This is a genomic window from Xenorhabdus sp. SGI246 (assembly GCF_040838225.1).
Lineage (GTDB): Bacteria > Pseudomonadota > Gammaproteobacteria > Enterobacterales > Enterobacteriaceae > Xenorhabdus > Xenorhabdus indica.
Window position 1 is genome coordinate 38575 of record NZ_JBFPEZ010000026.1, and the last position, 12106, is coordinate 50680.

At 45.3% G+C, this 12106-nt stretch carries 12 protein-coding genes and 1 pseudogene; 4 read left to right on the forward strand and 9 right to left on the reverse strand.

Going from position 1 to position 12106, the window contains the following annotated elements; genetic code table 11:
• Positions 1-486 precede the first annotated feature (486 nt).
• The 3 genes from ABLA85_RS06755 (at position 487) to ABLA85_RS06765 (ending at position 2041) form a co-directional block, all read left to right on the forward strand.
• Complete coding sequence (locus ABLA85_RS06755; RefSeq protein WP_367962490.1) at positions 487-1368, forward strand: integrase domain-containing protein; 882 nt, start codon at positions 487-489, stop codon at positions 1366-1368.
• Entirely contained in the window at positions 1368-1556 is a 189-nt protein-coding gene (locus tag ABLA85_RS06760; RefSeq protein ID WP_367962623.1) for a helix-turn-helix transcriptional regulator, read from the forward strand. Before ABLA85_RS06755 ends, ABLA85_RS06760 begins: the two co-directional genes overlap by 1 nt.
• Before the next feature lie 209 nt (positions 1557-1765).
• Positions 1766-2041 (forward strand): helix-turn-helix domain-containing protein, encoded by a 276-nt coding sequence (locus ABLA85_RS06765; protein WP_367962492.1) that lies wholly within the window; start codon positions 1766-1768, stop codon positions 2039-2041.
• Positions 2042-2356: 315 nt separating this feature from the next.
• On the opposite strand, the gene fis is transcribed toward ABLA85_RS06765, so the two are convergent.
• From fis to ABLA85_RS06810, 9 genes and pseudogenes are all read right to left on the reverse strand, one after another.
• Entirely contained in the window at positions 2357-2653 is a 297-nt protein-coding gene (fis, locus tag ABLA85_RS06770; RefSeq protein WP_010847912.1) for a DNA-binding transcriptional regulator Fis, read from the reverse strand.
• Between the two features lie 7 nt (positions 2654-2660).
• A pseudogene (dusB, locus tag ABLA85_RS06775) lies at positions 2661-3646 on the reverse strand (tRNA dihydrouridine synthase DusB).
• A 284-nt stretch (positions 3647-3930) separates the two neighbouring features.
• Positions 3931-4812, reverse strand: coding sequence for a 50S ribosomal protein L11 methyltransferase (gene prmA, locus ABLA85_RS06780; protein ID WP_367962497.1), 882 nt, complete (start codon positions 4810-4812; stop codon positions 3931-3933).
• A gap of 47 nt (positions 4813-4859) precedes the next feature.
• Positions 4860-6305 (reverse strand): sodium/pantothenate symporter, encoded by a 1446-nt coding sequence (gene panF / locus ABLA85_RS06785; protein WP_367962498.1) that lies wholly within the window; start codon positions 6303-6305, stop codon positions 4860-4862.
• Positions 6295-6549, reverse strand: a complete 255-nt coding sequence (locus tag ABLA85_RS06790; RefSeq protein ID WP_340621711.1) for a YhdT family protein — start codon at positions 6547-6549, stop codon at positions 6295-6297. The genes panF and ABLA85_RS06790 overlap by 11 nt, the downstream gene beginning before the upstream one ends.
• 193 nt (positions 6550-6742) lie before the next feature.
• Positions 6743-8092: an acetyl-CoA carboxylase biotin carboxylase subunit gene (accC, locus tag ABLA85_RS06795; protein WP_367962500.1), complete on the reverse strand. Its 1350-nt coding sequence runs from the start codon at positions 8090-8092 to the stop codon at positions 6743-6745.
• Positions 8093-8103: 11 nt separating this feature from the next.
• Entirely contained in the window at positions 8104-8565 is a 462-nt protein-coding gene (gene accB / locus ABLA85_RS06800) for an acetyl-CoA carboxylase biotin carboxyl carrier protein (protein ID WP_340621709.1), read from the reverse strand.
• A 29-nt stretch (positions 8566-8594) separates the two neighbouring features.
• The gene (gene aroQ, locus ABLA85_RS06805; protein WP_367962502.1) at positions 8595-9047 is read right to left on the reverse strand and encodes a type II 3-dehydroquinate dehydratase; all 453 of its coding nucleotides are present in this window, start codon (positions 9045-9047) and stop codon (positions 8595-8597) included.
• A gap of 208 nt (positions 9048-9255) precedes the next feature.
• The gene (locus ABLA85_RS06810; RefSeq protein WP_367962505.1) at positions 9256-10230 is read right to left on the reverse strand and encodes an oxidoreductase; all 975 of its coding nucleotides are present in this window, start codon (positions 10228-10230) and stop codon (positions 9256-9258) included.
• Between the two features lie 768 nt (positions 10231-10998).
• On the opposite strand from ABLA85_RS06810, the gene mreB reads away from it, so the two are divergent.
• The gene (mreB, locus tag ABLA85_RS06815; protein WP_010847922.1) at positions 10999-12042 is read left to right on the forward strand and encodes a rod shape-determining protein MreB; all 1044 of its coding nucleotides are present in this window, start codon (positions 10999-11001) and stop codon (positions 12040-12042) included.
• The last annotated feature ends 64 nt before the right edge of the window (positions 12043-12106 follow it).

The window sequence follows — 12106 nt, forward strand, 5'->3', positions numbered from 1 at the left end:
ATATTCAGCGGACAGCCTCTCTACACCTAAACAATTAGCTCATTGCTACCGTTTGATACTTAACTTTGCGGTGTTTTGCTGTGCCTGCTGGCACTTCAACGCTGCACTACTTTTGCTGACCGTTTACAAGGCTTAAGGCGTCACTTTTGCAGGTTTACCGCTGAAAGTGACGCCGCAGCAAAAGGACAACATGACGATTACAGGCTTATGCCTGCTTAACAGCGCAGTGAATCTGACACTGCATTTTAGATTGAAAAAGCATCAAAAGGAGAACTTGACGATATCGAGGCTGGATTTTTGCCAGTGGGGATGACCTGTTTATGCAGGCGGCAGTACAGCGTACTTAACCGATACCCCGCAATACCTCAACCCGCGTTCACTCTGGCGCACAGATATCCGTCAAGAACAAAGCAGGCATTTCCTGTTTTGTCAGCATTGTCGCGCGCCAGAGATTGCATGTTGTCAGGTATAAGTAGGGAGAAGCAGATGAGCAGATTGATTAAGGAATTAAAGTTTTTTGCCCGGCAGGGTGGTGGCAGCCACAAAACCTGTCATGACCGTATTAGGATTGCAGGGCGTCTGGGTGCGTTGTTATTGAGCCTGAATATTCAGGTTAAAAGTCTCAGTCATTTAAAAACCAAGCATGTGGAGCATTACGTTGATACTCGTTTATCTCAGGGTATTGCTAAACGCACTGTGCAAAATGAAATGTCTGCGCTGCGTAATATTTTCCGCATGGCTGGCAGGGAAAAACTGGAAACCTCTCCGCGTTTGAGCAACCAGGCATTGGGATTAAGTGGAACCAGTCGTGCCGGAACGAAACAGGCGCTCCCTGATGCTACATTTCAGGTTGTTTATCAGAAGGTGCTTGAACGTGATGCCGGATTTGCCGTCACACTGAAACTTGCCCGTTTGATGGGGTTACGTTCTCAGGAAGCGGTGCAATGCAGTGCTTCATTGAAAAGCTGGCGGAAACAGTTAGAGCAACCAGAACCGAAACTGCATGTTGTTTTTGGTACAAAAGGTGGTAGACCAAGACAAACCCGTGTATTAGATGTCGCTGCTGTGAAAGAGGCTGTTGAGCAGGCAATTACCATTGCAGAACAACGTGGTGGCAGGTTGATTGATAAACCAGATCTCAAGCAAGCCATGAACTATTGGCGGGCACATACCACAAGGATTGGTTTAATAGGTTGTCATTCCCCCCATAGTTTGCGCTATGCATGGGCGCAGGATGCACTGAGTTTTTACCAACAGAGTGGTTTTAGTCGGCAGGAAGCACGGGCATTGGTTTCAATGGATCTGGGTCATGGGGATGGTCGTGGGCGTTATGTTGAACGGGTTTATAGTCAGGGAGGTCTGGAATGATGGAAACTCTGACTTTTATTCGTCTGGATTATGTAATGCAGAAGACTGGGCTAGAAAAATCACAAATCGACCATTTAATTCGGCAGGGGAATTTTCCCAAGCCTCGCAAGTTGGGTATCTGTTCCATGTTATGGATAGCAGAAGAAGTGGATGAATGGGTTGCCAATAAAACCAGAAAAACGACTTAATATGTTGAATTGGCGCTGAATTAACGGTTGGTGTTAGTGATTCAGTTATTGAGTCAGATAAACTAATCAGTTAAAGTAATCGCGCCATTGGCACAATCTAATGGTCAGGGTTTCGCAGCCTTGTATAGGACGATCCACTGGTAGGAAGTTTCTACCAGTGTGTCTGCTATCGCCACCATCAATATTAATTAATGGAAGGGGTAGCAGGAATGAATAATGTTAGAAATGATTGGCATCAAGCCGACATTATTGCTGAGTTGCGTAAGCGTGGTACAACCTTGTCGGTAGTCTCCCGTGAAGCAGGACTCAGTTCTTCTACATTGGCCAATGTACTCAGTCGTCCGTGGCCGAAAGGCGAATGGATTATTGCTAACTACCTCGAAATACATCCCTCTGAAATCTGGCCAAGTCGCTATTTTGATTCGTATGGTCGATTAATTGAGCTAATACAGATAAATCATAAAAATAGCCAGTTCCCCACTTAAAAATCATCGGGAAGATAGCCGTAACGGGGGTATCTTCTCACTGTAGTAATATTCTCTTCTGACACTCCAATAACTTTTGACGAATTCCATCAAAACTTCTTCACAAGATTGCCTGAGTTAAATGTACTGACCTATTCACTAACAACGAGTTTTACCGATAGCGATTTATATCAGCATTATCGATGTTCTCATCTTATACCGTGCTTAGAGATTTGTTCAGAGAACCATGTATAAACATTTGTATAAACAAAAAAGAAAAAAGCACTTCCCCAAAATGGAAAAGTGCTCTTTCAACAACATGTTGACTGACTAGGATCAGTTCATGCCGTATTTTTTCAGTTTCTTACGCAGAGTACCGCGGTTGATTCCCATCATCAGCGCTGCGCGGGTTTGGTTACCACGGGTGTATTGCATCACCATGTCCAACAGTGGTTGCTCTACTTCAGCCAGTACCAGCTCATACAGGTCATTAACGTCTTGACCGTTTAGTTGAGCAAAATAGTTCTTCAGTGCTTGTTTAACTGAATCACGCAGAGGTTTTTGAGTTACCTGATCTTGTGAATTAACAGTAGCAACGGTTAGTACATCAGAATTTACGCGTTGTTCGAACATAGTTCTGTCAGCTCTTTTCTTTATTTACGCAAAAATTTTCGAAGTATGCTTCCAACACCTCCAGCTGTTCGCTGGCATCCTCAATGGTGTTGAATGAGCGCCGAAACTGGTCATCAGGAGCATGTTCCTTGAGATACCAAGATACATGTTTACGTGCAATACGAACTCCCTTGCCTTGACCGTAAAAGTCGTGCAACTCTCGTACATGCTCGCTCATCAAACGCTGCACCTCGCCAAGAGGCATCGGTGGCAGCAATTCTCCTGTTTCCAGATAATGCTGGATTTCCCGAAAGATCCAGGGTCTTCCCTGAGCAGCACGGCCTATCATCAGGGCATCAGCCCCGGTGTATTCAAGCACTGCTCTGGCTTTTAGCGGGTCAGTAATGTCGCCATTAGCAATAATTGGAATGGCAACAGTCTGCTTAACTGTCCGAATGTTGTCGTACTCAGCTTTCGCCATTAAACAGACAGGCTCGAGTCCTGCCATGAATTGTAAGAGCTTGAATACCACAACGTTCAGCCAATTGGGCAATTTCTACACAGTTTCGTTCTTCCGGTGACCAACCTGTACGGATCTTCAATGTAACAGGTACATCAACCGCATTGACTACCTCAGAAAGGATTTTTTGAACCAGTTCTGGATAACGCAGTAATGCAGAGCCTGCCAATTTACGATTTACCTTTTTGGCTGGGCACCCCATGTTGATATCGATGACCTGAGCACCATTGGCGACGTTGATTTTCGCCGCTGCTGCCATGTCATCGGGATCACTACCGGCAATTTGTACAGAACGCACTCCGGGTTCGTCGCTATGAACCATACGTAGCCGGGATTTATCCGTCTTCCAAACCTGGGGGGTTGGAAGAAAGCATTTCTGAAACTGTCATACCCGCACCCATGGTGTAGCATAGTGATCGAAACGGGCGATCCGTTATGCCAGCCATAGGGGCTGCAATAAGACAGTTTTTCAACTGGTATTGTCCGATACGCATAGGCGAAGAAAGAGTGGCCAACTGTGACTAAGGGCGCGTATATTACGCATTTTTCACGAGATATGAAAGGCCAAACTTTGAGCGAAACGACATTTATAGCAGAATTTTTCCAGTTGATTTTTTCAAAATTGTTTTATTATCCTTAAATAACATGAAGTTATGTGTTTTTAATGAAATTTGTTGTTCCCTGCATTTCTCATGATAAATAGAACGTATTCACACCAATTGACTCACCAAGGATTTATTTTAGTGGATAATCTCGTTTTTCAATAGGGATTTGTTGATTATTTTTTAACCCCAGTAATGCGACACCATTCTTCTTGTTCTGCCATCGGATCGATAATAAATTCATTACTATAGGCTTCAGCAACACCTTCCGCTTGACTTGCCAATACCCCAGACAAGCCTAATAATCCACCTGATTTTGGTAGTGAGCCAATGATCGGTGCCAGCTCGCGCAGCGGGCCAGCCAGTATATTGGCAATGACAATGTCACATTCTAAGTTGTCAGGTTGATCTTTAGATAAATAGAGCGTTAGTTGCTCGGAAACACCGTTGCGTTCTGCGTTATCCCGGCTTGCCTGAATTGCTTGAGGGTCAATATCAATGCCGATAGCATGTTTAGCACCAAGTTTCAGGGCTGCGATGGCCAAAATGCCTGAACCGCACCCAAAATCAATCACTGTTTTACCTTCCAGAGCAAGACCATCCAACCATTGCAGGCAAAGAGATGTGGTTGGGTGTGTTCCTGTTCCGAATGCCAGGCCCGGATCTAGCATGACATTAACGGCATCGGGATCCGGAACCTCCCGCCAGCTTGGGCAGATCCACAGGCGATGACCAAAACGCATTGGGTGAAAGTTGTCCATCCATTCACGTTCCCAGTCTTTATCTTCCAGTTGTTCAATTTTATGGATAAATCCTTTTCCAAGCTGAGGGATCTGTTCTAGCTGGCTGATAACCATTTTCATATCGGTTTCAGCGTCATACAGGCCGATAACATCGGTATCTCCCCATAAACGGGTTTCCCCCGGCAGAGGCTCAAAAATCGGTGTATCGTGGCTGTCTTGAAAAGTGACGGACACTGCGCCACTTTCTATGAGTTCATCACCAAGTGCTTCAGCTTGCTGTCCTGTCGTGTTTAATCTTAGTTGTATCCAAGGCATAAAAATTCTCTTTTAAACTGAATCAGTATGAAAAAATTATATCGCCGTCACTGAGATACGGCGGTTTGTTGTGGTTGTTTATTCCCAAAAACGTTTCCGATCCCGAATGCCAGTAAACTCAGCAGTAATGATGGCACTATCGGATGGAATCCGAAGAGGTGAATGTTGAAAGTCGCCAATAGTGTGTAGCTTACTGCCCCGGTCAGCATAGAAGTTATTGCACCATGTGCATTAGCTTTTTCCCAATACAGACCTAATACCAGTGGCCAGAGGAAAACGGCTTGTAATCCACCGAATGCCAACAGGTTCAGCCAGATAATCATCTCAGGTGGTTGCCATGCTGCCAGTAGCAGCAATATTCCCAGAAACAGGGTAGAAAAACTGGAAATGCGTGCCAGTTTTTTTTCCTGTTTGATCTGTTGTGGGAACAAATTTAGATAGAGGTCTTTGACGATTGTTGCCGAAGATTGCAATAGCTGGGCATTAATCGTTGACATAATGGCTGCCATTGGCGCGGCCAGAAAAATTCCGGCAGCAATAGGGGGCAAGACATTGATCATCAAAGTAGGGATCACTTGATCAGGGATCGTCAGATCAGGAATGATCGCGCGCCCCAATGCGCCTGCAAGGTGCATACCAAACATCAGGATAGCCATAACAACCGTGCCAATGATAATACCGCGGTGGACGGCTTTACTGTCACGATAAGAGATACAGCGCACGGCGGTATGTGGTAGCCCGATGACGCCAAAGCAAACCAGTACCCAGAAGGAAGCCATAAATGGTGTTGTAAGGATATTATCAGCACCATGAGGTGAAACCAGATTGGGGTCAATGGTGCGCAGTGTTGAAATAGCTTCTGACAGCCCTCCGGCTTTGTAGATAGTACCAGCCAGCAATAGCACGGTTCCTAACAACATAACCAGCCCCTGTAATGCATCATTGAGGACGCTGGCTCTGAATCCGCCAAATGCGGTATAGAGTGCGATAGAGACACCAAAAATAAGTAACCCAGTACCGTAGGGAATACCGGCAGCGGTTTCCAGCAAACGGGCACCTCCGATGAACTGCACTGTCATTGCACCGACAAAAGCAACTAACAGGCTCACACTGGCAAACCAGACCAGAAAACGGCTGTGATAGCGGGCGTATAGCATGTCGTTTAGAGTAACGGCGTTATAACGGCGGGCAAGAATGGCAAATTTTTTCCCTAATACGCCGAGAGAAAGCCATATTGCCGGTAATTGGATCAGAGACAAAAGAACCCAGCCTATACCGTATTTGTAAGCAGCTCCGGGGCCACCAATGAATGAACTGGCACTAATATAAGTCGCGGTAATGGTCATGGCCAGTACGAAACCACCCATTGAGCGATTGCCGAGAAAATACTCATTCAGGAATGCACCTGTTTGGCGTCGGCGGTAAGCATAGAGAGATAGCAGAAAAACCAGCACCAGATATCCCATCAGAGGCAGAATTACTTCATTTTGCATTATCATCCACCAAATTGTCCTCTAATGGGACGTCCTTGAAGACAAATTTCACCATCATCCAGCAGAGGATGATAAATAGAATCGGCAGCATTAAACAGGCCAGTTCGAACCAGAGTGGCAATCCGGTGAATCCAGTTGTATTACCGGGTAAATAGGCACTCAGCAACCAACCCACAAGATAAGCTAACGTCAGAAATACTGCCCAGCGAGCTTCTTTATGGGATTGAACAAATCGTCTGTCCATCTGTTCTCCGGGGAATTTACATAAAACAGTTGATATAAAACAAGGGAAGGAATTGTACGGTAACATACAGATTTATTCAGAAGAAAATGTGCCGTCACAATATTAAAATGATGTGGAGCTACCTGAGAATAAAAAAATCCCATCTGTTAACAGATGGGATTTGCAGGACAATAATGAATGTCAGAAAGAAACTTTACTTATCTTGTAAGCCGAGTTTTTTCTCCAGGTAGTGGATGTTGGTTCCGCCTTTCTGGAAGTTTTCGTCATTCATGATGGACAGTTGCAGATCGATATTGGTTTTGATGCCATCAATAATTAACTCTGCCAATGCATTCTTCATACGTGCAATCGCCACTTCACGGGTTTCTCCGTAGGTGATTAGTTTGCCGATCATAGAATCATAATAAGGCGGTACGGTATATCCCGCATAGATATGGGATTCCCAACGTACTCCGAAACCACCCGGAGAGTGGAAATGGGTGATCTTGCCCGGACTTGGCAGGAAAGTTTTTGGATCTTCAGCATTGATACGGCATTCGATCGCATGACCTTCGATCACAATATCTTCCTGTTTGATGGAAAGAGGCAGACCAGAGGCCACACGTAGCTGTTCTTTAATCAGGTCAACACCGGTAATCATCTCTGTAACCGGGTGCTCAACTTGAATACGGGTATTCATCTCAATAAAGTAGAATTCACCGTTTTCATACAGGAATTCAAATGTACCTGCCCCGCGATAGCCGATTTCGAGACAGGCGTTAGCACAGCGCTCACCAATGCTGCGACGCAGTTCTGCCGAAATCCCCGGTGCTGGCGCTTCTTCCACGACTTTCTGGTGTCGGCGTTGCATGGAGCAGTCACGCTCAGCGAGGTAGACAGCATTACCTTGACCATCGGCCAGTACCTGAATTTCAACGTGACGTGGGTTCTCAAGGAATTTTTCCATGTAAACCATGTCGTTGCTGAAAGCGGCTTTGGCTTCTGCACGGGTCATGGCAATGGATTGTTCCAGATCTTTATCACTACGAACAACACGCATACCACGACCACCACCGCCACCGGATGCTTTAATGATTACCGGATAGCCGATACGCTGTGCAATCGATTTGTTCTTCTCTGTATCATCTCCCAATGGGCCGTCAGAGCCAGGAACGCATGGAACACCTGCTTTTTTCATGGCACTGATAGCAGAAACTTTATCTCCCATCAGGCGTATCGTTTCTGCTTTCGGGCCGATAAAAGTAAAGCCGGAACGTTCTACCTGTTCAGCAAAATCTGCGTTTTCAGACAGGAACCCATAACCAGGATGAATGGCTTGTGCACAGGTAATTTCAGCCGCAGAAATGATAGCCGGAATATTCAGGTAACTTTTTGCCGATGCTGCCGGGCCGATACAGACAGTTTCATCTGCCAGCAGGACATGTTTCAGGTCACGGTCTGCCGCAGAATGTACAGCAACAGTTTTGATGCCAAGTTCCTTACAGGCTCTCAGAATACGCAGTGCTATTTCACCGCGGTTAGCTATGACAATTTTCTCAAGCATGGAGCGCCTCGTTATTCGATGACGACCAGTGGCTCGTCAAATTCAACAGGTTGACCGTCTTGTACCAGAATCGCCTTAACTACGCCGGTTTTGTCGGCTTCGATCTGGTTCATCATTTTCATGGCTTCAACGATGCACAGGGTATCCCCCTGATTAACGTGTTGACCGACTTCAATGAAAGGTTTCGCATCTGGGCTTGGTGAACGGTAGAACGTACCAACCATTGGTGAACGGACTATATGGCCGCTGATCTCGGCTGGTTTTTCCGCTGCGGCAGGGACAGCCGGTGCTGTGGTGGCAGCTTGTACAGGCGGTTGAACAGGGGCAGAAAGGTATTGTTGAGTGACTGGTATGCCCTGGGTTGCCGTAGTGCGACTGATGCGAACTGACTCTTCACCTTCAGAAATTTCCAGTTCAGAAATGCCAGATTCTTCAACCAGCTCGATCAATTTTTTTATCTTACGAATATCCATGAGTGTGATTCCGTACTCTATTTATGTAATTAGTTGAATGTAGACAATCGGTTGACCGCTGCCTGTAATGCGAAACGATAACCATCGGCACCCAAACCGCAGATCACGCCAACTGCAATATCTGAAAGATATGAGTGATGGCGGAACGGCTCGCGGGCGTGCACATTGGAGAGATGAATCTCAATAAATGGGATATCTACCGCCAGAAGTGCGTCGCGTAGCGCCACGCTGGTATGTGTAAATGCCGCAGGGTTAATCAGAATAAAATCAATATTGCCCTGCGCTGTATGGATCCTCTCAATCAATTCGGATTCTGCATTGGATTGCAGATGGGATAATTCAACTCCCGATTGGTGAGCTTCTTTTGACAGTTTGCTGACGATGTCATCAAGCGTTAACTTACCGTAGGTCTCAGGCTCTCGTGTTCCCAACATGTTCAGGTTGGGGCCATTCAAGAGTAAAATGCGAAACTTGTCTGCCATTGTGCGGGTATCTCCGGCAATCTGTCAACAATCGTTCAAGATAACTCGATGTCAACGGTTTGTCATCTCTTTCTGCTATCAATATTTGTAAATTTGGCGATAAAGCCCGGCATTATAAACATATCGTGACATTTAGCAGCTAAATACTGGTCTTATCAGCACAGTTTTATCTGCTTTAGTTTTATAATCTTGGTGTTATAGGTTTGTTTTACCGTATCCTCACCAGTGTCCTGCCAGTTACCTGATTATTGACCAGCTTATTGGAATATTCGATTGCCTGGTCTAATGAAATTTCATTGGCTGTTTGTTGGTAAAAGGAATCAGGCAACAGTTCCTGCAATCGTTTCCAAATCTCAGCTCGTTTTGCGGCAGGGACTGTGGCTGATTCAACGCCTTGTAAACGAACATTACGCAGAATGAATGGCATAACAGTGGTAGGAAGAGTAATATCACTTGCCATACCACAGGCTGCTACCGTGCCGTTGTGAGAAACCTGTGCCAGTAATTTGGCCAAAATTGTACCGCCGACAGTATCAATGACACCTGACCAACGTTGTTTTTCCAGTGGACGGGAGGGTTGATTGAAATCGGAGACAGGCAGGATCGCTTTTGCTCCCAGTGAAAATAGATACTCCTGATTTTCCAGTTTACTGCTGATGGCGACAGTGGAGTATCCCAACAGGGACAATAAGGCAATTGCAGTACTACCGACACCACCGCTGGCACCTGTAACGGCAATTTCCCCGCTTTCAGGGGTTATTTCTCCTTGTTCCAGTGCCATAACGCAGAGCATGGCAGTAAAACCGGCTGTACCGATAATCATGGCTTGTCTGGTAGTTAACCCTTGTGGTAATGGTGTCAGCCATTCCCCTGAAACTCTGGCCTGTTGTGCCAAGCCACCCCAATGATTTTCTCCTACCCCCCAGCCAGTCAATAAAACCTGCTGACCTACATGAAAACGGGGATCTTCTGAATGGCGGACAACTCCGGAAAAGTCGATCCCCGGTATCATCGGAAATTGGCGGACAATCTTCCCCTTGCCAGTGATAGCAAGGGCATCTTTATAATTGAGGGTTGACCAGTGAATATCGACGGTAACGTCACCGGGTGGAAGTTGAGCGGTATCAATGTCCTGAATAGATGCTGATAGTGTACCGTGCTGTTCAAGCAATAAAGCTTTCATAATTCCTCTCCATTGATGGGTTTTATGTCTGGCCCCATCACGATTCTTATGATTTCATCTCTTATGACATCATCAATATAGATAAAATTGAAAATGCGGAAATGGATAGGCTGCAATATTGTGATGGAAAGTCGCAAAATGGTGATTAATTATTTTGTTTAAGATGACATTGTAAAAGATAAAAATGTTCTGGATAACAATCAGAATGTTAATAATACCTTTTGTTTTTATACCGTAATGGCTCAATAATCAGCAAATTTATCCCTTACTCGTGTATTTCAGGAACAATTGCAGTGAATAATTTTTTCACAGATTTTCATAGGCTTTTGAGAGTGATTCTGACATTCAATAAATTACCTTTATTGAAATTACTGGATAGCGATATCAGAGCAGATAAAAATTTTTGATAAAAAGTGAATTCTGGTTGAACTTGCTGAAATCATTATAGGTCAACACAGAAAAGGAAAAAGTGGGATAGCAACATCGCAGGATACACCATATATACACTATACTGTTGGTTTTTAGAGCATTTGGATATTTTGGGATTTAGTGATGGGGTTATTGGTGGAATTAACCCATTTTTATGCAGTTTTTTTCTGCTCTGTCAGAAAAAAGTAACGTAGAATATCGTGTTTCTGATGTGAATAACGTAGCCACTTTCGTTGAAGTAGTAAAAAGTAGTTAGTGATGCGCCTTGTCGCTGCTTCATGTGGTTGGTAGAGTAGACGGACAACATCCGTCCCCAGCTTGCAGGATTATCCTTTCGTTATGTTAAAGAAATTTCGTGGCATGTTTTCCAATGATTTGTCCATTGACTTGGGTACTGCCAATACCCTTATTTATGTCAAAGGTCAGGGAATTGTCTTGGATCAACCCTCTGTTGTTGCTATCCGACAAGACAGAGCAGGTTCACCAAAAAGTGTTGCAGCCGTGGGGCTGGAAGCAAAGCAGATGTTGGGACGTACTCCGGGAAATATTGCAGCCATTCGTCCAATGAAGGATGGTGTGATTGCTGATTTTTATGTCACGGAAAAAATGTTGCAGCATTTTATTAAACAGGTTCATAACAACAGTTTTATGCGTCCGAGCCCACGTGTACTGGTCTGTGTGCCTGTGGGTGCTACACAAGTTGAGCGTCGCGCCATTCGTGAATCTGCCCAAAGTGCGGGTGCACGTGAAGTCTTTCTGATTGAAGAGCCTATGGCAGCAGCAATCGGTGCGGGCTTACCTGTTTCTGAAGCGACAGGCTCCATGGTTGTTGATATTGGTGGCGGGACAACTGAAGTTGCAGTGATTTCCCTCAATGGGGTGGTTTATTCTTCCTCTGTCCGTATTGGTGGAGATCGCTTTGATGAAGCGATTATCAACTATGTTCGTCGCAACTATGGTTCATTAATTGGTGAAGCGACAGCAGAGCGCATTAAACATGAAATCGGTTCTGCTTATCCGACAGATGAAGTTCGTGAAATCGAAGTGCGTGGTCGTAACCTCGCGGAGGGTGTGCCTCGTAGCTTCACACTGAATTCTAATGAAATTCTGGAAGCTTTGCAGGAGCCGCTGACAGGTATTGTTAGTGCGGTCATGGTGGCATTGGAGCAATGTCCACCAGAGTTGGCTTCCGATATTTCAGAACGTGGCATGGTGCTGACAGGCGGTGGCGCACTGCTGCGCAATCTTGATCGTTTGTTGATGGAAGAAACAGGAATTCCTGTCATTGTGGCTGAAGATCCTCTCACTTGTGTTGCCAGAGGTGGCGGCAAAGCGCTGGAAATGATTGACATGCACGGTGGCGATTTGTTCAGCGAAGACTGAAAATAACTCTGCGGGCTGGGAGGTGTTTTTATCAGTGCCTCCTTGCTGTTTATCCGAGAGTTTG